This is a genomic window from Mycobacterium sp. E1214 (assembly GCF_001666755.1).
GTDB lineage: Bacteria > Actinomycetota > Actinomycetes > Mycobacteriales > Mycobacteriaceae > Mycobacterium.
The window spans coordinates 15,833-38,663 of sequence record NZ_LZJC01000070.1 but is presented as its reverse complement, the minus strand read 5'-3'; the positions used below and the strand labels follow the sequence as shown (position 1 = coordinate 38,663).

Genomic DNA, 22,831 nt, shown 5'->3' with positions numbered 1-22,831 from the left:
AGCTGCCGGGGTCGGAAGGCTCGTGGTGGTGGCAGGACTGGTCGGGGTCGGGGAGCTCGGGCTCGTGGAGCTCGTGGAGCTTGTGGGGCGGGTGGGGCTGGTCGGCGTCGTGGGAGTTGTCGGAGTCGTGGGTGTCGTGGGCGTCGTCGGAGTCGTGGGCGTCGTGGGCGTCGTGCTCGCCAGGCCGGGCCCGTCACCGCACCATTCCGCGACATCTTTGGAGTACTGCTCCAGCGGCGGAGGGCACCGCTGCCCCGGCGGAAAGTTCGCACCCGCGTTGAGCAGGTCGCAGGGCACGTAGACCTGCTTGCCCTTGGGGGTGTTGGTGAGACACTTCGTCGGCGGCTCGCCGTGGGCTTGGACTGGGACGACGGCCGCGGCCACCGCCACGCCGAGCGCCCAAGCAAGACGGCGATAGGTCATGAGAGCTCCTCTTCAGCGTCTCGTGTGCAGTATCAGGGCGCGTACGACGTGCTACCCGTGACCATTGAAGCCGCTAACCGCACGCAAAATCCAACCCGTGGGTCGCTGGTGGGGTCCCGCCCGTCCCCATTCCCCCGTCGACCGGCGCCTCGTCAGCGGAGCTGGGGCAAGCTGTCAGGCACCTGAACCGCGCGCTTCGTTAGCCCGGATTCGCCCGAATCACCGAGCCGGAGGATCAGACGACGACTTCATAGACCATCTCCCCCGAATCGGCTGCGCCGCTGTCCTGGTCCGCGGAAGCCTCATCGGATTCGAACGCGCCAATCAGGTATCGCGCCAACGCGGTTGGCGTCGGATGATCGAAGACCGCGGTGCTCGGCAGCTTGAGGCCGGTGACTGATTTGAGGCGGTTCCGGAATTCGACGGCCCCCAGGGAATCGAAGCCCAAATCCTTGAACTCCTGGTCGGCGCCGACCGCGTCCGCGGAGTTGTGTCCCAGCACCGCGGCCGCGTGCGAACGCACGATGTCGAGCAGTTCGCTTTCCTTCTCGGGGGCGCTCATCGACGCGAGCCGCTGCCGCAGATGAGACCCGGATTCGACGGGGGCGGCAGTGCGGCGTGCCGTGCGGATCAGACCCCGGAACATCGACGGCAGTCCCGTGCCCGACGGGTCGAACCGGATGGCGGTGCGGCTGATCTGTGCCGGCATCGCGAACGAGCGCGCCTGCCAGAGCGCCGCATCGAACAGCGCGAGGCCGTCCTCGGTGGTCATCGGGATGAATCCCATGCGGGACAGCCGGGCGTGATCACGCTCGTAGAGGTGCCCTGTCATGCCGCTGGCTTGTGCCCACCACCCCCAGGCCAGCGACAAACCGGGCAAGCCGCGGTGTCGACGATGCTGCGCGAGCCCATCGAGGAAGGCGTTCGCGGCGGCGTAGTTGGCTTGGCCGAGTGAACCGAACAGACTTGCAACCGACGAGAACAAGATGAAGGCCGACAGGTCCGCGTCGGCGGTGAGTTCGTGTAGGTTCCACGCGGCATCGACCTTCGGCCGCAGCACCTCGTCCAGGTGGCGTGACGTCTGAGCCGCGAACACCGCGTCATTGAGCACCCCGGCGGCGTGAATCACCGCGGTCAACGGGTGTTCCGTGGGCACCTCGGCCAGGAGCGTCTGCAACGCGCCCCGGTCCGCCGCGTCGCACGCCGCGATCCGCACCGACGCGCCGAGTTCGGTCAGCTCGGATTCGATGGTGGCGGCACCGTCGGCCGCGCGGCCCCTCCGGCTGATGAGCAACAGGTTGCGCACACCGTGGTGAGTCACCAAATGCCGCGCCAGCAGCGCCCCAAGCAAACCTGTACCGCCGGTAATCAGCACGGTGCCTTCGGGTTTCATCGGCGTGGGCACACTGAGAACCAGCTTGCCGACGTGCCGCGCCCGACTCAGGAATCGATACGCGTCCAACGCGTGTCTGATGTCCCAGGAACGCGCCGGAAGCGGGTGCAGCTCACCGTTTTCGAAAAGCTCGACGAGCTCGCCGAAGATCTCCTGGGCGCGGTCGGGGCCGGCCTCGAAGACATCGAAGGCCCGATACTGAACACCGGGATGCCGTTCCGCGATCTCACCGGATGCCCGGAGGTCGGCCTTGCCCATTTCGATGAATCGACCGCCGCGCTGCAGCAGGCGCAGCCCCGCGTCGATGAAATCCCCTGTCAGCGAGTTGAGTACGATGTCAAAGCCCGCGCCGCCGGTCGCCTCAGAGAACTTCCGCTCGAAGTCGAGCGTGCGCGAGTTGGCGATGTGGTCCTCGTCGAAACCCATGTCGCGCAGGGTGTCCCACTTGCCCGGGCTTGCCGTCGCATACACCTCAAGACCCCAAAGCCGGGCAAGTTGCACGGCCGCCATGCCAACGCCGCCAGTCGCGGCGTGCACCAACACTCGCTCGCCCGCCCTGGCATGCGCGAGGTCCGCCAACCCGTAGAAGGCGGTGAGGAACACCGCGGGCACCGCCGCAGCCTGTGCGTAGGACCACCCCGACGGGATCGGCGCGAGCATCCGATGATCTGCGACGACAACGGATCCGGCGCCGAAGAACATCCCCATCACCCGGTCACCCGGGGCGAAGCGGACGACATCCTCGGCGACCTCGAGCACGACGCCGGAACCTTCACCGCCCACATCGGCGTCGGGGTCCGGGTACATACCCAGCGCAGTCAGGACGTCGCGGAAGTTGATTCCGGCGCACCGCAGGCCGATGCGCACTTCGCCGGACTCCAAACGCCGGTCGGACTCAGGCCACGGCCGAAGGAAGACGTTGCGGGAGTCCAGCGTTCCGTTGCCCAGGGTACTCAGCCGCCAACTAGCTTCCGCCTCCACGAGTTGCGGGCTCCCGACGCGCTCGCCGGTGGCCCGCGACAGTCGCGGCGCGTAGAACACGCCATCGCGGAGCGCGAGTTGCGACTCATCCCGCCGAACGGCTTCGGCGACCGCGAAATCGGCGCGGGACCAGTCGTCGATATCGACCAACGATATCTGCCCGGGATTCTCGGCCTGCGCCGTACGCAGCAGTCCCCACACGGCGGCCTGGCCGAGATCGGCCACATCCTCGGAGGAGTCGATCGCGATCGCGCCGCAGGTGAGCGCCACCAATCGCGCGTCGTCGCTGCGGCTTGCGCTCAACAGCCAATTCTTCACCCGGTGCAGCGCATGCGTCAGCGTCTGTCGCGCCCCATCGGCAAGCGCGGCACCGGTGGACGCCGTTGTGAGGAACCGCAAGACGGTCACGTGATCGGTCGCGACCTCGTCCCTGCCGCCCGCGGGCGCCGCGAGCTCGAGCCAGTCAAGTGCATACACCTCGTCATCGGCGGCGGTGCTCACCCGCAGCTGACTCGGGGAAACGCTTTGCAGGGCCAGCGAATCGATCCGGCCGATCGCGGCCCCGCGGTCGTCCATCACAAACACGGAAATCCGGTCGTTGTAGTCGAACGCAATCCGTGCCCGCACCTGCGTTGCTCCGACCACGTCGAGCGAGACGCCCTGCCATTCGAAGGGCAGCCGGGTGACGTCCGATGTCGTGACGACGCCGCCGAACGCCGCCCCCTGCAGGACCGAATCCAGCAGCACCGGATGCAAACCGAACCGGCTCGGGTCGGCTTTCTGGTGCGCCTGCTCCGGCAATGTGGCCTCGACGAATACCTCGCCGCCATGACGCCATGCCGCCCGCAAGCCGCGGAATGTCGGGCCGTATTCGTACCCACGGGCGGCCAGCGCTTGATATAGCTCGGTGACGTCGATGGGCTCCGCGCCCGCGGGCGGCCATTGTTCGATCTCGGCCTGGTCGGTGGCCGCGACGTCCGGACCGAGCACACCCTCTGCATGGCGTGTCCACCGCCGGTCCACACCATCGTCGATTCGCGAGTAGAGCCGAACCGGACGCTCGCCCGACTCGGTCCATTGACCGACGACTAATTGCACTGCTACACCGCGGTGTTCGTCGATGATCAACGGAGCCAGCAAAATCAGCTCGTCCACCCGCGGGGTGCCCGCGCATTCGCCCGCGCGCAGAGCCATCTCCACCATGGCCGCACCCGGCACGATCACCGTCCCGAACACCTTGTGGTCGTCGAGCCACGGGTGGGACGCGAGCGATAGCCGACCGGTGAGGATGACCTCGTCCGAATCCGCTTGCGGCACAATCGCGCCGAGCAGCGGATGCTCCGCGGCGCTGATCCCGAGACCACTCGCGTCAATGGCTCCCGTCCCGGCGTCCATCCAGTAACGCTTGTGTTCGAACGCGTAAGTCGGCAAGTCGACGTGACGCGCACCGGTGCCTCGGAAGAATTCCGTCCAATCGGGTGATTTCCCGTTGACGTGCGCGTCGGCGGCGGCAAGCATAACCCCCCTCAAACCTCCGTCACCGCGCCGAAGGGTCCCGACGACGGCGTAGTCGTCCCCGACGTTCTCCAATGATTCCTGGAGCCCGATGGTCAGCACGGGATGCGGACTGGACTCGATGAAGGTGTCGAATCCGTTCTCGTGTGCCCATTGGACCGCCTGGTGGAACAACACCGGCTGCCGCAGATTCGTGAACCAGTACTCGCCATCGAGGTTCGCCGTGTCCATTTCGGTACCGGTGACGGCGGAGATGAATACGACGTCGCCGGTTCGCGGCCGCAGCCCGGAAAGCGCCGCGCTCAGCGTTTCCCGCAGCTGATCGACGTGAGCGCAATGCGAGGCGTAATCGACGGGGATTCGCTTGGCTTGCACGTCTTCTCGCTCGCAGGCGACAAGGAGTTCGTCGCAGGCGGCGGCATCGCCGGTGACGACCGTCGACGACGAGCCATTGTGCGCGGCGACGGACAGCGATCCCGCCCAGGGTTCGATGAGTGTGCGGACCCGTCCGATCGGTCGAGCGATCGATACCATGCCGCCGGTTCCCGCGATTGCGGTGAGCGCCTTGCTTCTTAAGGTGACTACCCGCGCCGCGTCTCGCAACGAGAGGGCGCCCGCGACGTAGGCCGCCGCGATCTCGCCCTGGGAGTGGCCGAGCACGGCGTCGGGCTCGATGCCCTGCGCCCGCCATTGGGCGGCCAACGACACCATCACGGCAAACAAGACCGGCTGCACCACGTCGACCCGGTTCAGGTCGGGCGCGCCGGCGCCGTTGCGCACGACGTCGAGCAGTGACCAGTCAACGAATTCGGCGAAAGCCTTGTCGCAGAGCCGCATTTGGTCACCGAAAGCCGGCGCGGAGTCCAGCAGTTCGACCGCCATCCCCGTCCATTGCGATCCCTGGCCGGGGAAGACGAAGACGGTCCGTCCCGCCGCAGTAGCTTGTCCGACTACCACGTTGGGTGCGGGCTCACTGCCGGCGATCGCCTCCAACCCGCTCAGCATCTCGTCACGGTCAGCTCCGAATGCGACCGCGCGGTGGTCGAATAGCGCCCGGGTGGTGCTCAGCGAGTACGCCACATCGACCGGATCGAGGTCGGGGTGCTGGTCGAGGAAAGACCGTAACCGAGCTGCTTGGCCAGCCAACGCGGGCGCCGACTTTGCGGACAGTATCCACGGGACGATGAGCGGCCGCTCGTCAGCCGGCTCCTCGGCGGCAGACTCGGCCGGCGCCTGCTCGAGGATCACGTGAGCATTGGTTCCGCTGATGCCGTAGGACGACACGCCTGCGCGCCGGGGCTGATGCGGCTGGTCGGGCCAGGCGCGGGTACTCCCGACCACCTCCATCGTTCCGGACGACCAATCCACGTGCGGCGTAGGAGCGTCCAGATTCAGCGTCGCGGGCAGCACCCCGTGCCGAATCGACTGGATGGTCTTGATCATCCCGGCGATCCCCGATGCCTGCTGTGAATGGCCGATGTTCGATTTGATCGAGCCGATCAGCAGTGGCGACGCCGTCGAGTGCGCCTCGCCGTATGTCGCTTGCAGCGCCCTGGCTTCGATGGGGTCGCCCACCATGGTCCCGGTGCCATGCGCCTCGACGACGGCCACGTCTTCGGCGCTCAGGCCCGCGTTTGCCAGCGCGCGCCGGATCACCTTTTCCTGCGCCGCACCGCTCGGGGCCGACAGCCCGTCGGAGGCGCCGTCCTGCCCGACTGCGCTGCCCCGGATGAGCGCCAGCACTGGATAACCGAGGCTGCGCGCACGCGACAGCGTGGCCAACACCAGCACTCCAGCACCCTCGGCGACGCCGAAGCCGTCCGCCGCCGCGGCGAATGGCTTGCACCGACCATCTTGGCTCAGCGCGCCAAGCCGGCCGAGCCCGACGAAGATGCTCGGCGAGCACACCACGGTCGCGCCACCCGCGACTGCCAAGCCACATTCACCCGAACGCAACGACTGGATCGCGAGGTGCACCGCCACCAGAGACGACGAGCAGGAGGTGTCGACCGTCAGCGCCGGGCCCTCGAGTCCAAGCGTGTAGGACACCCGGCCCGATGCCACGCCCGTCGTGGTGCCTGTCGATAGATGGCCGGCGAATCCCTCGGTTTCGTCACAGATCCGCGGGCCGTACTCCTGTGCGCCCACACCGAAGAAAACCCCAGTGTCGCTGCCGTGCAGTGAATTCGGGTCGATTCTCGACCGCTCGAGCGCCTCCCAGGCCGCCTCGAGCAGTAGCCGCTGCTGGGGATCGGTGGCTTCGGCTTCGCGGGGACTGATGCCGAAAAACGCCGGGTCGAAATCAGCGGCATGTGTCACGAAGGAGGCCGCGCGGACATAGGTGGCCCGTGGCGCCTCGGGGTCCGGCCCGAACAGCGCGTTGAGATCCCATCCGCGATCGACCGGGAACTCCGAGTTGGCGTCGCGCTCCTCGATGAGAAGCTGCCACAGATCGTCGGGCGAGGTGATGCCGCCCGGGAACCGACAGCCCATCCCGAGAATCGCGATCGGTTCGGCGCCGCGCTCGCGCGCATCGTTGAGGCGGTGGTCTGACATGTGGCTCCGTTCGACTTGTGACCCCCCGCGCCGCGGTGGTCCCAATATTTGGCAGCAGTTCACCGGCGCACGGCGCCTCATCGCCGTTCGGAATAGAGACTTCACCCGATCAGGGTGGGAGAAGCCCGGCATTTTTCGATTAGGTCAGTGGGATGCCGCCATGCGTACACCCCCGGGCGGCACCACTGACGCAATGGGCTTCGAACTCAGTTCCCGCAGTGCGAGACCGATCGTGAATTCACAGGGGGACGCGAGTCGAGACCATCCACTCGAACAGTAACCGCCCTTATTGACGCGGAGGCCAACTTTCGCCAAAGTCGCCGATATCAACAGCACTTCATGGGTGGAGCTGCCGGGAATCGAACCCGGGTCCTACGGCATTCCCTCAAGACTTCTCCGTGCGCAGTTCGCTATGCCTCTACTCGGATCTCCTGGTCACGCGAACAAGCCAGGATGACGATCCCAGTCGCTGTTGGTGTCCCGTTGAGTCCCGCGACCGGACTCAACGGTTGATCCCTCTAGCTGACGCCAGGCTCCGGGTCGAGGGCGTTCCCGGTCTGACGGACTAGCTGTCGCTTAGGCAGCGAGAGCGTAGTCGCGCTGATGTGAATCGGCGCTTATATGGTTGCAACGACGCTTACGGTGGTCAGTTGCCTGCACCGGCACGCTTCCCTTGATTCGATGCGCGAAGTCGAAACCGTTCAGCCCCTCGCACCCCGCCGACTTTCGGCAGGACAATCAATAGTACCTATAGAGGAACCAGCGGCAACGGAAATATCTTCCCGGGCTCGGCGACGGTCAGATCACGAAGTTGAGCCGCTCGACCACCTGGGCGGCGACGCCCTCGTCACCGCCGAGTTCGACGTCGCGGCTGCGCGCCGGGCACAGCGGGCGGCCGCCGGCGAGCCTGGTGAACTGAAGCGCGTCCAGCCGGATCGTCGCCGTCGGTGCCTGCGCGCCGAAGTCGTCGACCACCTGCGCGCGGCCGTCGACGTTGACGCGGATCGCTCGGGCGAGCGGCCCGGTCAGGTCTACCTCGACGCGGGAACCGTCGGGCGCCTTGGCCAGTTTGCCGACCACAAACCCCATGGTGGCCGCGATCTCGTCGAGCGAGAGCCGTGCCGCGGGGCCATCCAATTCGTCGTCGGATGAGGGCCGGTTGAGCGCGATGCGGATGTCCTGCTCGTGCATCCAGCAGTCGAACACCCGAATCCTCATGAAGCGCCCGTAGCTGTCCGGCCCCGACGGCGTCGTCGTCACGGCGTTCCATTCATCCTCCGGCAGCTCCCTCAGGGCCCTGCGCCGTTCGCCGGTGATCGCCCGGAAGTGCTCCAGCACCGCGGTGCCCGGCTGCGGGGCGAAGTGGCGGACCCAGCGCTCGTTGAGCGCGCCGACGTCATTGCGGACGTGCGCGAGCGCCGACACGTCGGCGTGGGGCTCGGGCGCCGCGACACCGGCCAGCGACGATTCGGTGCCGATCATGTGCGACACGAGGGCCTTGACGTCCCAACCCGGCAGTGGGCTCGCCGCCTGCCATTGCGCCTCGGGAAGGCCGTCCAGGAGCGCGTCGACGTCGTCCCACACCCCGAACAGGGCGGCGAGGACGAGGGGCTTGTCGAGCGTGGTGACGAGACGTTGGGCCATCCTCGGATGGTAGGCCGGTCACTTTCCGATGAAGAAGCCGACGCGGACGATCACCAGGGCGAGCAAGGTCAGCATCCCGCCGACGGCGATGAAGCCGACCGGCCACGGGATTGCGGTGACCCACGCCCCCGCCACCACGGCGGCCAGGGCATGGCCGATACGCAACGCGGTGAAGGGTTGTTCCTTGAGCACCGAGACCATGATGTTCCGCGGTATCTGCCGGAACAACCAGCCCAACACGACGATCAAGGCGACGGTCAGCAGCCCCGTGAATACGCGTAGCGTCGCGGTCGGATGGCCTTCCGAGTGGAGTCCGGCCGCGCAAGCGAGCAGCCCGCTGAGCACGCCGGCGCCGATGGTCACGAACATCAGCACCCTTTGCAGAGCCACGCCGATGTTCCAGCGGCTGAGGTTGCCGTACTCGGGATCGCTGCCCGCGGCACCCAGGAACCCTCGCAGGGCCGGCCCGAGCTTGAAGCGCCGCAAGCGGTGAACGGCAAGATCGTTGAGAGCTTGCGCATTGGCCGGATCGAGCGCCAGCGCCGCCTGATATGCCGCGTCGGATTCATCGCTGCGGCCCATGTCGTGCAGGATGGCGCCACGCCGGATGAGGGCGTCCACGTCGTGCGGGTCGAGGTAGAGCGCGTTGTCGATGACGATGAGCGCCGAGGGCAACTGCCACGTGCCGTGCAACAACTGCGCGTAAAGCCGAAGCGGTGCAGCCTGATTCGGGTGCGACGTGACCGCCCGCCAGGCCATCAACAGCCCGTCGTGCTGGCGGCCCAGGTTGTACAGCGCCAAGGCGTAGATCCGCATCGCGAACTCGTAGTTGGGCGCGCCGGCCAGGGACGCGTAAGCGCTGTGCGCCGCTTGCCAGTTGTTGCCGAGCACGATCTCCACGCGCGCGTACGAGGCCAGCAAGGAAGGGTCGTTCGGGTTTTGCGACAGGGACCGGCGAAGGATGTCGCGTGCGTGTTCGTAGTTATTGGCGTCGACGTAGGCGTCGGCGACCCGGATGGCCTCGTCGATCCCCTCGATGCGAGGCTGCGACGTCATCGGGGTTTACCGAAACTTCTTGCGCCGCATGTACTTCGCCAGTTCGTCGTAGGTGCCGTCGCCGTTGGCGAATTCGACGACGTTGCGCGCGGTGTCGAACCACGGCCCCGTGCTCGGCCGGATCTGGCCCGCGGCGGCGTCGATGTCGGCCATGGTGACCGGGCGGACCTGACCGCTGCGCAGCGAGTCCGCCATGGCCAGCTGAGTCGCGGTCTCGCAGACGTAGGCCAGGTCGGCACCCGAGAAGCCGTCGGTGCGGCTGGCGATGGACTTGAGGTCGATGCCGGCGACGGGCCGGTCCTGCAAGTGCGAGCGCACGATGCCCGCCCGGGCCCCGGTGTCGGGCAGCCCGACGAAGATCATCCGGTCGAACCGCCCGGGCCGCCGCAGTGCGACATCGACGTCCCACGGCGCGTTGGTGGCGCCCAGCACGTAGACACCGTCGTTCACGGAGGTGGCCGTGTCCATCTCCTCCAGCAAGGTGTTGACCACGGACCGCAGCCCGGAGTTGCCGCTCAACGCCGAGCGCCGGTGACCCAACGCGTCCACCTCGTCGAAGAACAACACGCAGGGCGCGTTGCGCCGGGCGGTGTCGAAGATGGAACGGATGCTGCGCTCGCTGTCGCCGAGATAGTGGTGCAGCACGTCGGCGATCCCGACTTGATAGAAGTTGGCGCCCAGCTCACCGGCAACCGCTTTGGCGATGAAGGTCTTGCCGCAGCCCGGGGGCCCGTACAGCAGCAGGCCGCCGCGCGCGGACACCTTGAACGCCTTCATCAGCTCGGGGTTGCGGATGGGCCCGAGCAACGACAACTCCAGTTGGCGCTTGACCTCCTCCATCCCCGCGACGTCGTCGAGCCGGACGCGCACGCGCTGGACGGCGTCGAAGTCGTCCTCGTTCACGGCGTCGGGAGGCTGTTCGACGAACGCCGGCTCGATGATGTCGGCGACCTCCTTTTCGGCGCTCGACCAGTCGAAGCCGTCCCGCGGGGCGGACTGCGGCTCGGCCGGCGCCGACGGCGCGCCGGCCAGCGCCGCGCTGCACCGCTGCAACAGGCTCAGCGCCTGCTGATTGCCCGGATCCTGGGTCAACGCGGTGCTGCAGTGGGTCAGCGCCTCGGCGTGGCGGCCTCTGTCCGCCAGCAGACCGGCCAGATGCAGGCGCAGTTCGAGGACGTCAGGGCTGCGTTCCACCGCTCCGCTCAGCTCGCGGATGACGGGGTCTTCGGTATCGAACGCGCCCAACTGCTACTCCCGGTGATTCGTGCCGACGGCCCAATAGTAGGCCGCGCCACCGGGTCAGCTTCCGGCGATCATCACCACGGAACCCATGGCCAGCGCCATGCCGACGCCCTGCCAGCGGGTCACGCGCTCGCGCAAGACCACCATCGCCAGCACGACCGTCGCGGCCGGATACAGCGAGATCAGGATGCTGGCCAACGACAGCAGCCAGGTGTGCAACGCCGCCAGCATGGTGATGTTGGCGAAGATGTCCAGCAGCGCGACGGCCACCGCCAACCGCAACGGCTTGCCCGCGGGCAGCTTGAGGTTGTTGCTGGAGCCGGCCATCGCGAAGACCACCGCACTGGCGGCCACCCGCGCGAACACCAGCGGCCACAGCTTGCAGACGTGCGGGGCCTGGTGCAGGAAGACGATGTTGAGGCCCATGGCGGCGCCGGCGACGATGGTGAGCCACGCCACTTTTGGGGTGAATCGGTACGGCGTCGGGCCCTCGACGGGCGCCTCACGGCTGACCAGCATCACCGCGACCAGGGCCAGCACCACGCCCACCAGGGCCGCGGGACCGGGCCGCTCCCCCAACGTCATCCCCACCGCCACGGGCACGGCCGCGTTGAGCACCGCCGCCAACGGCGACACCACCGAAATCGGCCCCGAGCCCAGCGCCGCGAAGAACGCCCACATGCCGAACGCCATCCCGACGCCGTACAAGGAGCCCCAGACGATCGCACCGGCGTGGATGGGTCCGCCGACGAAGAGCGCCATCACGCCCAGCAGGACGGTCTCGATGGGGTATGCGACCAGCATCACGCGCAGCGCGGCAACCCGCCGCGCTGCGACCCCGCCCACGAAGTCGCTGACGCCGTACGTCACGGCCGACAGCTGGGCGTAAGCGGCCCCGATCAGGACATGCCCTTGGCTTGGCGCCCAAGGACACGGACCACCTCACGCTGGGCGTCGCGGCGGGCCATGTCCTGGCGTTTGTCGTAAGCGCGCTTGCCGCGGGCCAGGGCGAGCTCGACCTTCACCTTGCCCTCCGAGAAATACAATGACAGCGGCATCAAGGTGAGGTTACCATCACGTATCTTGCCGACCAGCCTGTCAATTTGTTGCCTATGTAACAACAACTTTCGGTTTCGACGCGGATCATGGTTGGTCCAGCTACCGTGCTGATACTCGCCGATGTACAGGTTGCGCAGCCACACTTCGCCGTCGTCGATGGTTGCGAACGCATCGGCCAACGAAGCTTGGCCCGCCCGTAGGCTTTTCACCTCGGTGCCCTGCAAAGCGACTCCGGCCTCGATGGTCTCGAGCACCGAATAGTCGTGCCGTGCCTTGCGATTGGTGGCGACAATCTGTTTGCCGCCACCCTTGCCACTCGCCGCCTTGGACCGGCCGGGTGATTTCGCCATAGCTACCGCCTGATGTAGAGGCGCAGCGTCGCGTACGCCGTCAATCCCGCCATGCTCACGCCGAGCAGAATCAGCCACGGCGAGATGTAGAGGATGTCGGCGTAGTCGACCTTCGCGATCAGATGGGCTTGGTAGAACTGGCTCAGCGCGTTGTCCAGGAACAGCGCCCGCACCAGGATCAACCCGACGATCGCGATCGCCACACCGATCCCCGCGGCCAGCGTCGCCTCCACCAAGAACGGCAGCTGGGTGTACCAGCGGCTGGCGCCGACCAGCCGCATGATCTGGATCTCGGTGCGGCGGGTGTACGCCGCCACCTGCACCATGTTGGCGATCAGCAGCACGGCGCCGACCGCCTGCACCAACGCGACGGCGAACGCGGCGTCGCGCAGGCCGTCGAGGACGGCGAACAGCCGATCGATCAGGTCCTTCTCGTTGAGGATGCTGCGCACGCCGGGCTGGCCCTGCATCGCGGCGTCGAACTCCGCATGCTGCTCGGGATTGTTGAGCTTGACGATGAACGACGCCGGGAACGACTCCTTGCCGGCGACGTCTTTGAACTCGGGGAACTTCTTGATGGCGTCGGTGTAGGCGTCCTGCCGGTTGACGAACCGCACGGACTTGACGTCCTGGCGCGCGTCGATCTTCTCGCGCAGCGCCTTGCACGGATCCGTGGTGCAGGTCGCGTCGTTGGCCGAGATGTCGTCGGTGAGGAACAGCTGCGTCTCGACCCGGTCGAGGTAGATCTCGCGGGAGTTGTCGGCCAGCCGGACCACCAGCAGACCGCCGCCGAACAGGGCGATCGAGATGGCGGTCGTCAGGATCATCGCGGCCGTCATGGTGACGTTGCGACGGAACCCGGTCAGAACCTCATTGAGGAGGAAACCAAAGCGCACTTAGCGGTCCATCCCGTAGATGCCGCGCTGCTCGTCGCGCACGAGCCGGCCCAGGGACAGCTCGACGACGCGCTGACGCATCGAGTCGACGATGTGGTGGTCGTGCGTCGCCATCAATACCGTCGTCCCGGTGCGGTTGATCCGCTCCAACAAATCCATGATGTCCTTACTGGTGTCTGGGTCGAGGTTGCCAGTCGGCTCGTCCGCCAGGAGCACCAGGGGCCGGTTGACGAACGCGCGGGCGATCGCCACCCGCTGCTGCTCGCCACCGGACAACTCGTGCGGCAACCGGTTCGCCTTGCCGGACAGGCCGACGGTCTCGAGCACCTCGGGCACGGTTCGGTTGATGGCGTCGGTGCGCCGCCCGATCACCTCCAGCGCGAACGCGACGTTCTCATACACCGTCTTCTGCTGCAGCAACCGGAAGTCCTGGAACACGCAGCCGATCACCTGCCGCAACCGTGGGATGTGGCGTCCGCGCAGCTTGTTCACGTGGAACTTCGAGACCCGGATATCGCCGGTGTTCGGCGACTCCTCGCCGAGCAGCAGCCGCATGAACGTCGACTTGCCGGACCCCGACGGGCCGATCAGGAAGACGAATTCACCCTTGTCGATCTTGACGCTGACGTCTTCCAACGCCGGGCGGGCCGACGTCTTGTACTTCTTGCTGACATTGTCGAGGGTGATCATCACGGCACGCCAGTGTAGCGGTGAATTTCGCTGGCGAAGGAAGTCAACTGGCCGGTAGCCGCGAACTCGGCACCGGGCCGGGACCCGGCTGCGGCGCCTGCGGCGGGGGTGCCGAGGGCGACGGACTGGGCGGGCAGAACGGCGCCGGCAGCAGGCACGGCAGCTGCGGGAGCTGGAACGGCGCCGTGGTGGTCGTCGTCGGTGTCGGCGCCGGAACGCTCGAGGTCGGCGGTGGCGGCGGCACGGTGCTGGTGGGCGTCGGCCTGGGTGTGTAAGTCACGCTGGGCTGCGGTGGCTGCACCCTGGTGCGCGGCACCCAGGTGTAGTTGGGGTCGGGGACGAAGCCCGGGGGCACCACCTGCGGGGCCGGCGGCTTGGGTTCCACTTCCGGTCGGTAGTGGTCGTAGGTCCACCACACGGCCAGGAACGCGATGACCAAGACCAGGGTCGACGTGCGGATGCGGCCGCCCAGCATGTAGGCGGGCCAGCTCTTCTCCGACCCCTCCGGGTGTTTCTCGAGGACACTCAGCGTGAATTTCACTGCTGCACCGACTCGTGAGTCGCCGGGTTCGACGCCCGCGCGGACTCGGCGAGCTCGGCCGTCTGGGCGATCTGGGACGCGGGAACGGCCGCGTCGTCGACGAGGCCCACCCTCGCGTCGGCCGCCGTGACGATCCCCGCCCGCGCCAGCGCCCGGATGACCAGCACGCGCAGCTGGCGACCGGCCTCGAACTGCTTGCCGGGCAGCGTGCGGGCCACCATCCGCAGGGTCACGGTGTCCACCTCGATGCTTTCGACGCCCATCACCGTGGGCGCGTCGAGCAGCAGCTCGCCGAGCAGCGGGTTGTCCAGCGCCCGCTCGCACTCCTGGTGCAACACCTCGTTGACCCGGTTCAGGTCGGCGCTGGTGGACACGGGAATGTCCACGACGGCGCGGGCCCAGTCCTTCGACTGGTTGACGGCCTTGATGATCTGGCCATTGGGGATGGTCAGCACCTCGCCGTTCGGGGAGCGCAGCCGGGTCACCCGCAACGTCACGTTCTCGACGGTGCCGCTGGCCTCGGCCGTCGAGACGATGGTCAGCGTCACCAGGTCACCGAAGCCGTATTGCTTTTCGGCGATGATGAAAAAGCCCGACAGCAGGTCCCTGACCACCTGCTGCGCGCCGAAGCCGAGCGCGGCGCCGACCACGGTCGCCGGCGCGACCAGGCCGCTCACCGAGAACTGCAGCACCTCGGCGATCTGCACGACACCCCAGATGCCGATCAGCACGATCGACACCCATTGGATGACGGACGCCACGGCCTGGCGGTGCTTGGTCGACTCCGAGCGCACCAGGGCGTCGCTCTCCGCGAACTTTTCGTCGAGTTGACGGGCGACCTGGTCGGCCACCCAGGTGACGAACCGGACGGCCAGTATCGCCGCGATCACCACCATGGCGACCCGCAGGCCGCGCGTGATGATCCATTCGCCGATCTCGCCCCGCCAGAAGTCGTGCCAGCGTTGCATCACGGATGCGGCAAGAATAGTTGTGTTATTCGTCATCTTTTCGGTTGCGCCACCGGATTCCCGCTTCCAGGAACCCGTCGATGTCTCCGTCCAGGACGGCCGCCGGGTTGCCGACTTCGTAGTCGGTTCGCAGATCTTTGACCATCTGATAGGGCTGCAGGACGTAGGAGCGCATCTGGTTGCCCCACGAACTTCCGCCCTCGCCCTTCAACGCGTCCAACTCGGCGCGCTCTTCGGAACGCTTGCGCTCCAACAGCTTTGCCTGAAGCACCCGCATGGCCGAGATCTTGTTCTGCAGTTGAGATTTTTCGTTCTGGCAAGTCACGACGATACCCGTCGGGATGTGCGTCAAACGGACCGCCGAGTCGGTGGTGTTCACCGATTGGCCGCCGGGGCCACTTGAGCGGTAAACGTCCACGCGCACATCGCCTTCCGGGATGTCGATGTGGTCGGTGGTCTCCACGACAGGGAGAACCTCAACTTCTGCAAACGATGTCTGACGCCGGCTCTGATTGTCAAACGGGCTGATGCGGACCAACCGGTGCGTGCCCTGCTCGACCGAGAGCGTCCCGTAGGCGAACGGGGCGTGCACGGCGAAGGTCGCGCTCTTGATGCCGGCCTCTTCGGCGTAGGAGGTGTCGAACACCTCGACGGGGTACTTGTGCTGCTCGGCCCATCGGATGTACATGCGCATCAGCATCTCGGCCCAGTCGGCCGCGTCCACCCCGCCGGCACCGGAGCGGATGGTGACCAGCGCCTCGCGTTCGTCGTACTCCCCCGACAGCAAGGTCCGCACCTCGGTGGCCTCGATGTCGGCGCGCAGCGCCTTGAGTTCGGCGTCGGCCTCGGCGAGCGCGTCCGCGGCGCCCTCGCCCTCCTCGGCCGCCAGCTCGTAGAGCACCGGCAGGTCGTCGAGCCGGCTGCGCAGCTCTTCGACCCGGCGCAGCTCGCCCTGCGCGTGCGACAGCTCGCTGGTCACCTTCTGGGCGCGGGTCTGGTCGTCCCAGAGCTGCGGGTCCGAGGCCTCCCGCTCCAACGTCTCGATCCGGGCCCGCAGACCGTCGACATCGAGCACCCGCTCCACCGTGGTCAGGGTCGAGTCAAGGGCGGCGATGTCGGCTTGCCGGTCGGGTTCCACAGGCGACCACGTTACCGGGGCGCCGATCTGCGGCCGCCGACGGCGAGTGTTCGCGTCACCGCCGGCGGTCCAGCGTTTAGCATCGAATCACGATCAAGTGCAGCCCCGCTGCGTGCGCCAGCCCTTGCGCGCAGTGCACGAACAGAAGGTCGAGCATGCGCCCCTATCACGTTGCCATCGTCGGCTCCGGGCCGTCGGGTTTCTTCGCCGCCGCATCTTTGTTGAAGGCGGCCGACGCCTCCGACGACATCGACGTGACCGTCGACATGTTGGAGATGCTGCCGACACCGTGGGGCCTGGTGCGCTCGGGCGTCGCGCCGGACCACCCCAAGATCAAGTCGATCAGCAAGCAATTCGAGAAGACGGCGCAGGACCCGCGGTTCCGCTTCTTCGGCAACGTGGTCGTCGGGGAGCACCTGCACGCCCACGAGCTCGCCGAGCGCTACGACGCCGTCATCTACGCCGTGGGGGCGCAGTCCGACCGCGCGCTCGGCATCCCCGGCGAGGACCTGCCCGGCAGCATCGCCGCCGTCGACTTCGTCGGCTGGTACAACGCGCACCCGAGTTTCGAGGCGTCGACGCCCGACCTCTCCGGCGCGCGGGCGGTGGTCGTCGGCAACGGCAACGTCGCGCTGGACGTCGCGCGCATCCTGGTCACCGACCCCGAGGTGCTCGGACAGACCGACATCGCCGACCATGCCCTGGAGTCGCTGCGGCCGTGCGGGGTGGCCGAAGTGGTGGTGATCGGCCGGCGCGGACCGTTGCAGACCGCGTTTACCACGCTTGAGCTGCGGGAGCTTGGCGACTTGGAGAACGTCGACGTGATCGTCGACCCCGCCCAGCTGGCCGGCATCACCGACGAGGACGCGGCGGCGGCCGGGAAGACGGCCAAGCAGAACATCGCCGCGCTGCGCGACTACGCGGCCCGCGCGCCCCGCCCCGGGCACCGGCGGATCGTGCTGCGCTTCATGACGTCGCCGATAGAGATCAAGGGCGACGGCAAAGTGGAGGCCATTGTGCTCGGCCGCAACGAGCTCCGCACCACCCCGGACGGGCGGGTGACGGCCCGCGACACCGGCGAGCGCGAGGAACTGCCGGTGCAGTTGGTGGTGCGGTCGGTCGGTTACCGCGGGGTGCCGACGCCCGGCCTGCCGTTCGACGACGCATCCGCGACGATCCCCAACGCCGCCGGGCGGGTGGAGGGCAGCCGCAACGAGTACGTCGTCGGCTGGATCAAGCGCGGCCCGACCGGTGTCATCGGCACCAATAAGAAGGACTCGCAAGACACCGTCGACACCCTGTTGGCCGACTTGGCCCGCGCCGGCGACGCCGGACGGCCGGAGTTTGCCGACGACCACGCCGACGCGTTGGCCAAATGGCTCGCCGAGCGCCAGCCGAAGCTGGTCACCTCCGAGCACTGGGACGTCATCGACCGCCACGAGCGGGCGGCCGGCGAGCCGCACGGACGTCCCCGCGTCAAGCTGCCGAGCCTGGCCAAGTTGCTGCACGTCAGCCACGGCTGACCGCGGGTCACAGGTTGCGGGGCCGCACCGCCAACACCGAGCGGCCGGCGTGGTGGGCGCCGCACACGTCGAAGCGCACCTGGGTGTCGGTGACGAACAGCTGTTCGGCCTCGTCGTCGTCCAAGTACCGGTCGACGTCGCCGTCGACGACGGCCGGCTCGACGGTCACGTCGGGGTACACCCGCGCCCACTGCTCGAGGCGACGGGTCAATTGCGCGTGCGCCGACCGGGTCGCGCCGTCACCGCTGGAGGCCCCGGAAGTGGTCGTCGCGAAGGCCCGCAGCGGAAGGTGGCGAAGCCGCGCCTCCTGGAAGGCGTGGTGCATCGCCACGCCGTTCTCCGCGCGCACCACCACGCGGCGGGTGGCCGGGGCGTCTGGGCGGCCCGCCGGTCGCCCGATCACGGCCACCGGACACAGCGCGGCCTCCGCCAGCGCGGCCGCGGTGGAGCCGATGCCGTCGCGGGCGTGCCGCACTCCGACCGATCCCACGCAGATCATCGCCGCGGACCGCGACTGTTCGATCAGCCTGGTGAGCGGCCTGCCGCGCAGGACTTCCGTCTCGATCTTCACCGGCTTACCGCTCCCCTCGACGGCGCGACGGGCGACGTACAGCGCGGCCTGCGCGGCGGCGACGCGGGCACCGCGCGACGCCGGCCGCGCGGCGGGCCCCTCTTCGATCACGTAGACCAGTCGCAGCGGCACGTCGCGGCTCACCGCTTCGTCGACGGCCCAGCACGCCGCGGCGGTGGCCGCGTGCGACCCGTCGACTCCGACGACCACAGTCTGGGTTGATTCCGGCATCGCGGTCTCCTGCGTCGATGAAAGTGCCTGCACATTCGACGCTACGCGCGGTCGCCGGGCGGCCCTAGGGGCCTTGGGGCACCGGCCGCGGGTCTTTGGTCATCGCGGCGGCGGGCCCGGCGGCTGCGGCGGCACGGGCGGCACGGGCGGTTCCGTCGGCGCCGGCGGCTCGGTGGGCGCGAACCGCCAATTGTCGGGATTCTTCGACGAGTACAGCACCGGGAACAGCTGGCCGATCGTCGGCCATTGGTCCGCCCCGGGATCGGCGTTGAGCACCATCCGCTGATAGACCGCATGCTCGGCCACGGTGGGGCCGTTGATCACCCCGGCGATGGTGGCGTATTGCTCACCGGTGGCGTCCGGTCGCGGGCTGACGCCGGTGACCAACAACGTCCCGCTCAACAGCTCGCCGCGGGGCCCGCGTGGGATGAACCGTTGGGCCAGGAACCCGCCCAGGACGGCCACCAGCAGCAGCAATAGACCGAATTCCCACACCCGGCCCATGGTAGGGCCGTGATAGGACTGCTGGCATGAGTCAGGACGATCTGGCGTTGGCGCTGCTGCTGGCCGACCGCGCCGACGCGCTCACCACCGCGCGGTTCGGCGCGCTCGACCTGCGGGTGGACACCAAACCCGACCTGACACCGGTGACGGACGCCGACCGCACGGTCGAAAGCGAGCTACGCGAGGCGTTGGGGCGCCAACGCCCCGCGGACAGCGTTGTCGGCGAGGAGTTCGGCGGCGACACCTCATTCACGGGACGTCAGTGGATCATCGATCCGATCGATGGCACCAAGAACTTTGTGCGCGGTGTGCCCGTGTGGGCGAGCCTGATCGCGCTGCTCGACGACGGGGTTCCCATAGTCGGGGTGGTCAGCGCACCGGCGCTGCAACGCCGGTGGTGGGCGTCGCACGGCCGCGGCGCGTTCGTCGCCGTCGCCGACTCCGACCCGCGCCCCCTCTCCGTTTCTGCTGTGCCACAACTGGATTCGGCGTCGCTGTCGTTTTCCAGCCTGTCCGGATGGGCGGAACTCGGGATTCGCGATCGCTTTCTCGCGCTCACCGACGCCGTCTGGCGGGTGCGGGCGTTCGGCGACTTCTTCTCCTACTGCCTGCTCGCGGAGGGCGCCGTCGACATCGCCGCCGAACCCGAGGTGTCGGTATGGGATTTGGCGGCTCTCGACATCTTGGTGCGGGAAGCCGGCGGCACCTTCACGAACCTCGATGGCGCGCCGGGGCCGCATGGCGGCAGCGCGGTCGCGACCAACGGCCTGCTGCACCGACCCGTCCTCGATGCGCTGGGAGTTGTGAATTAGTTAACAGCCTGGTCCTTCTATCTTACTCGGCAGTAAGATAGCCTTGTTCCGCATTGCCCCAACGATCGAGGCTGCCGACATGACCGACACTGTTTCCGGTTCACCCAAGACGTCCACATCGCCCCGACGCCGCCGCAGGCCCGGCCCCGAGAACGGCGTAGGGCTTCGGCCCCACAAGCGCACCGGCATCGACGTCGCCATCGCGCTGATCACGCCGCTCGTCGGCCAGGAATTCCTGGACCGCTATCACCTGCGCGACCCCCTCAACGACGGCCTGCGCTACGGCACCAAGGCCATCTTCTCCACGACGGCCGCGGCGGCCCGACAGTGGAAGCGGGTGCAAAGCGTGGGCCGCGGCCCGACCCGGCTGAAGTCCAGCGGCAAGGATTATTTCGACCTGACGCCCGACGACGACCAGAAGATGATCGTCGAGACCGTCGACGAGTTCGCCGCGGAGATCCTGCGCCCCGCCGCGCCCGACGCCGACGACGCGGCCACCTATCCGGCCGACCTGATCGCCAAGGCCGCCGAGCTCGGCATCACCGCCGTCAACATTCCCGAGGAGTTCGACGGCATCGCCGAACACCGCTCCAGCGTGACCAACGTCCTGGTCGCCGAGGCGCTGGCCTACGGCGACATGGGTCTGGCCCTGCCAATCCTGGCCCCGGGCGGTGTCGCGTCGGCGCTGACCCATTGGGGCAGCGCCGATCAGCAGGCCACCTATCTGCCGGAGTTCGCCGGCGACAACGTGCCGCAGGCCTGCGTCGCGATCGCCGAGCCGCAACCGCTGTTCGACCCGACGCGACTCAAGACCACCGCCGTGCGGACGCCGAGCGGTTACCGCCTCGACGGCGTCAAGTCGCTCGTCCCCGCCGCGGCCGACGCCGAGCTGTTCATCGTCGGCGCGCAGCTCAACGGCAAGCCGGCGCTGTTCATCGTCGAGGCGGCGACGAAAGGTGTTGCCGTCAAGCCTAATCCGAGCATGGGTCTGCGCGCGGCGGCCCTCGGCCAGATTGAACTGTCCGGCGTGACGGTCCCGCTGAGCGCCCGGGTGGGCGAGGACGACGCGACCGACGGTGACTATTCCGAGGCGCTCGCGCTGTCCCGCTTGGGCTGGGCGGCGCTGGCCGTCGGCACCTCGCACGCCGTGCTCGATTACGTCGTGCCCTACGTCAAGGAGCGCGAAGCTTTCGGTGAGCCCATCGCGCACCGGCAGGCCGTCGCCTTCATGTGCGCCAACATCGCCATCGAGTTGGACGGACTGCGCCTGATCACCTGGCGCGGCGCCGCCCGCGCCGAACAGGGTCTCAGCTTCATCCGCGAAGCGGCGCTGGCCAAGCGCCTCGGCGCCGACAAGGGCATGCAGATCGGCCTGGACGGCGTTCAGCTGCTGGGCGGTCACGGCTTCACGAAGGAACACCCGGTCGAACGCTGGTACCGCGATCTGCGGGCCATCGGCGTCGCCGAGGGCGTCGTCGTCATCTAGCACCTCCTCAACTTCGATCCGAAAGTCCAATCATGGCAATCAATTTGGAGCTCCCTCGCAAGTTGCAGACGGTGGCCGTCACCACCCATCAGGGTGCCGCCGAGCTGATGCGGCCGATCGGCCGCAAATACGACCTGGCCGAGCACGCCTACCCGGTCGAACTCGACACCCTGTTCAAGATGTTCGAAGGGGCGTCCGCGTCGACCGACATGGCGGGGGCCAACTCCCTGCGCGCGGAAGGCCAGGCCGGCGACCAGAACCGCAACGGCGCCAACATGGCCGCGCTGCTGCAGACGCTGGAGGCGAGCTGGGGGGACGTCGCGATGATGCTGTCGGTGCCCTATCAGGGCCTCGGCAACGCGGCCATCTCCGCCGTGGCGACCGACGAGCAGCTCGAGCGGTTGGGCAAGGTGTGGGCGGCGATGGCCATCACCGAACCCGACTTCGGCTCGGACTCGGCGGCGGTCTCGACGACGGCCAAGCTGGACGGCGACGAATACGTCATCAACGGTGAAAAGATCTACGTGACAGCGGGTTCGCGCGCCACGCACATCGTGGTGTGGGCCACCCTGGACAAGTCCAAGGGCCGCGCCGCGATCAAGTCGTTCATCGTCCCACGCGAGCACCCCGGCGTCACCGTCGAGCGCCTCGAACGCAAGCTCGGCATCAAGGGCTCCGACACGGCGGCGATCCGGTTCGACAACGTCCGCATTCCCAAGGAGAACCTGCTGGGCAACCCCGAGATTGAGGTCGGCAAGGGCTTCTCCGGGGTAATGGAGACCTTCGACAACACCCGGCCGATCGTGGCCGCCATGGCCATCGGCGTCGGACGCGCCGCGTTGGAGGAGATCCGCAAGATCCTCACCGACGCCGGCGTGGAAATCTCCTATGACCAGCCGTCGCACGTGCAGAGCGCCGCGGCGTCGGAATTCCTGCGGATGGAGGCCGATTGGGAATCGGCCTACCTGCTTGCGCTGCGCGCCGCGTGGCAGGCGGACAACAAGATCCCGAACTCCAAAGAGGCCTCGATGAGCAAGGCCAAGGCGGGGCGGATGGCCAGTGACGTCACCCTCAAGTCCGTCGAATTGGCCGGCACGGCAGGCTATTCCGAACAGTCGCTGCTGGAGAAGTGGGCACGCGACTCGAAGATCCTCGACATCTTCGAGGGCACCCAGCAGATTCAGCAGCTAGTGGTCGCCCGCCGCCTGCTGGGCCTGTCGTCGGCCGAGCTCAAATAGCGTCAGCCGGCGGC

18 protein-coding genes and 1 other RNA gene are annotated in these 22,831 nt (G+C 67.8%); 5 read left to right on the top strand and 14 right to left on the bottom strand.

Annotated elements, in window-relative coordinates; all coding sequences use genetic code 11:
• Positions 1–28: 28 nt before the first annotated feature.
• The gene (locus tag A5700_RS26010) at positions 29–301 is read left to right on the top strand and encodes a hypothetical protein (RefSeq protein WP_156671130.1); all 273 of its coding nucleotides are present in this window, start codon (positions 29–31) and stop codon (positions 299–301) included.
• Positions 302–658: 357 nt separating this feature from the next.
• On the opposite strand, the gene A5700_RS07895 is transcribed toward A5700_RS26010, so the two are convergent.
• The 12 genes from A5700_RS07895 to prfB form a co-directional block, all read right to left on the bottom strand.
• The gene (locus tag A5700_RS07895) at positions 659–7,000 is read right to left on the bottom strand and encodes a type I polyketide synthase (protein WP_082960503.1); all 6,342 of its coding nucleotides are present in this window, start codon (positions 6,998–7,000) and stop codon (positions 659–661) included.
• A gap of 209 nt (positions 7,001–7,209) precedes the next feature.
• Positions 7,210–7,577: a transfer-messenger RNA gene (gene ssrA, locus A5700_RS07890) on the bottom strand.
• 89 nt (positions 7,578–7,666) lie between these two features.
• Entirely contained in the window at positions 7,667–8,512 is an 846-nt protein-coding gene (locus tag A5700_RS07885) for a maleylpyruvate isomerase family mycothiol-dependent enzyme (RefSeq protein WP_068070415.1), read from the bottom strand.
• Between the two features lie 18 nt (positions 8,513–8,530).
• Positions 8,531–9,568 (bottom strand): tetratricopeptide repeat protein, encoded by a 1,038-nt coding sequence (locus A5700_RS07880; RefSeq protein ID WP_068070412.1) that lies wholly within the window; start codon positions 9,566–9,568, stop codon positions 8,531–8,533.
• 6 nt (positions 9,569–9,574) lie between these two features.
• Positions 9,575–10,813 carry a 26S protease regulatory subunit gene (locus A5700_RS07875; RefSeq protein WP_068070410.1) on the bottom strand — a complete coding sequence of 413 codons (1,239 nt, stop codon included), beginning with the start codon at positions 10,811–10,813 and terminating at the stop codon, positions 9,575–9,577.
• A 54-nt stretch (positions 10,814–10,867) separates the two neighbouring features.
• Entirely contained in the window at positions 10,868–11,713 is an 846-nt protein-coding gene (locus A5700_RS07870; protein ID WP_156671129.1) for an EamA family transporter, read from the bottom strand.
• Positions 11,710–12,219, bottom strand: a complete 510-nt coding sequence (smpB, locus tag A5700_RS07865; protein WP_068070408.1) for an SsrA-binding protein SmpB — start codon at positions 12,217–12,219, stop codon at positions 11,710–11,712. Before smpB ends, A5700_RS07870 begins: the two co-directional genes overlap by 4 nt.
• 2 nt (positions 12,220–12,221) lie before the next feature.
• On the bottom strand, positions 12,222–13,115 hold the full coding sequence (ftsX, locus tag A5700_RS07860) for a permease-like cell division protein FtsX (protein WP_068070407.1): 894 nt from the start codon (positions 13,113–13,115) through the stop codon (positions 12,222–12,224).
• A complete protein-coding gene (ftsE, locus tag A5700_RS07855) occupies positions 13,116–13,805 on the bottom strand; it encodes a cell division ATP-binding protein FtsE (protein ID WP_068070406.1) in 690 nt (229 codons plus the stop codon).
• 43 nt (positions 13,806–13,848) lie between these two features.
• Positions 13,849–14,346 carry a hypothetical protein gene (locus tag A5700_RS07850; protein WP_068070405.1) on the bottom strand — a complete coding sequence of 166 codons (498 nt, stop codon included), beginning with the start codon at positions 14,344–14,346 and terminating at the stop codon, positions 13,849–13,851.
• Positions 14,343–15,350, bottom strand: coding sequence for a mechanosensitive ion channel family protein (locus A5700_RS07845; RefSeq protein ID WP_068070404.1), 1,008 nt, complete (start codon positions 15,348–15,350; stop codon positions 14,343–14,345). The genes A5700_RS07850 and A5700_RS07845 overlap by 4 nt, the downstream gene beginning before the upstream one ends.
• Positions 15,340–16,452 (bottom strand): peptide chain release factor 2, encoded by a 1,113-nt coding sequence (gene prfB / locus A5700_RS07840; protein WP_068070403.1) that lies wholly within the window; start codon positions 16,450–16,452, stop codon positions 15,340–15,342. Before prfB ends, A5700_RS07845 begins: the two co-directional genes overlap by 11 nt.
• Before the next feature lie 155 nt (positions 16,453–16,607).
• Between prfB and A5700_RS07835 the strand changes: the two genes are divergently transcribed.
• Entirely contained in the window at positions 16,608–17,975 is a 1,368-nt protein-coding gene (locus tag A5700_RS07835; protein WP_068070402.1) for an FAD-dependent oxidoreductase, read from the top strand.
• A gap of 7 nt (positions 17,976–17,982) precedes the next feature.
• On the opposite strand, the gene A5700_RS07830 is transcribed toward A5700_RS07835, so the two are convergent.
• Positions 17,983–18,777: a universal stress protein gene (locus A5700_RS07830; RefSeq protein ID WP_068070401.1), complete on the bottom strand. Its 795-nt coding sequence runs from the start codon at positions 18,775–18,777 to the stop codon at positions 17,983–17,985.
• Positions 18,778–18,876: 99 nt separating this feature from the next.
• Complete coding sequence (locus tag A5700_RS07825; RefSeq protein ID WP_068070434.1) at positions 18,877–19,272, bottom strand: hypothetical protein; 396 nt, start codon at positions 19,270–19,272, stop codon at positions 18,877–18,879.
• A 35-nt stretch (positions 19,273–19,307) separates the two neighbouring features.
• On the opposite strand from A5700_RS07825, the gene hisN reads away from it, so the two are divergent.
• The 3 genes from hisN to A5700_RS07810 all read left to right on the top strand — a co-directional run bounded on the left by hisN (position 19,308) and on the right by A5700_RS07810 (position 22,817).
• The gene (hisN, locus tag A5700_RS07820; protein WP_068070400.1) at positions 19,308–20,093 is read left to right on the top strand and encodes a histidinol-phosphatase; all 786 of its coding nucleotides are present in this window, start codon (positions 19,308–19,310) and stop codon (positions 20,091–20,093) included.
• Between the two features lie 79 nt (positions 20,094–20,172).
• The gene (locus A5700_RS07815; RefSeq protein ID WP_068070399.1) at positions 20,173–21,579 is read left to right on the top strand and encodes an acyl-CoA dehydrogenase family protein; all 1,407 of its coding nucleotides are present in this window, start codon (positions 20,173–20,175) and stop codon (positions 21,577–21,579) included.
• A 32-nt stretch (positions 21,580–21,611) separates the two neighbouring features.
• The gene (locus tag A5700_RS07810) at positions 21,612–22,817 is read left to right on the top strand and encodes an acyl-CoA dehydrogenase family protein (RefSeq protein WP_068070398.1); all 1,206 of its coding nucleotides are present in this window, start codon (positions 21,612–21,614) and stop codon (positions 22,815–22,817) included.
• Positions 22,818–22,831 lie beyond the last annotated feature (14 nt).

Excerpts from the sequence above, each read along its gene's own strand:
- A5700_RS07895 (WP_082960503.1), bottom strand. The coding sequence starts at position 7,000 with ATGCCGGGCTTCTCCCACCCTGATCGGGTGAAGTCTCTATTCCGAACG.
- A5700_RS07885 (WP_068070415.1), bottom strand. The coding sequence starts at position 8,512 with ATGGCCCAACGTCTCGTCACCACGCTCGACAAGCCCCTCGTCCTCGCC.
- A5700_RS07880 (WP_068070412.1), bottom strand. The coding sequence starts at position 9,568 with ATGACGTCGCAGCCTCGCATCGAGGGGATCGACGAGGCCATCCGGGTC.
- smpB (WP_068070408.1), bottom strand. The coding sequence starts at position 12,219 with ATGGCGAAATCACCCGGCCGGTCCAAGGCGGCGAGTGGCAAGGGTGGC.
- ftsE (WP_068070406.1), bottom strand. The coding sequence starts at position 13,805 with ATGATCACCCTCGACAATGTCAGCAAGAAGTACAAGACGTCGGCCCGC.
- A5700_RS07845 (WP_068070404.1), bottom strand. The coding sequence starts at position 15,350 with ATGACGAATAACACAACTATTCTTGCCGCATCCGTGATGCAACGCTGG.
- A5700_RS07835 (WP_068070402.1), top strand. The coding sequence starts at position 16,608 with ATGCGCCCCTATCACGTTGCCATCGTCGGCTCCGGGCCGTCGGGTTTC.
- A5700_RS07830 (WP_068070401.1), bottom strand. The coding sequence starts at position 18,777 with ATGCCGGAATCAACCCAGACTGTGGTCGTCGGAGTCGACGGGTCGCAC.
- hisN (WP_068070400.1), top strand. The coding sequence starts at position 19,308 with ATGAGTCAGGACGATCTGGCGTTGGCGCTGCTGCTGGCCGACCGCGCC.
- A5700_RS07815 (WP_068070399.1), top strand. The coding sequence starts at position 20,173 with ATGACCGACACTGTTTCCGGTTCACCCAAGACGTCCACATCGCCCCGA.
- A5700_RS07810 (WP_068070398.1), top strand. The coding sequence starts at position 21,612 with ATGGCAATCAATTTGGAGCTCCCTCGCAAGTTGCAGACGGTGGCCGTC.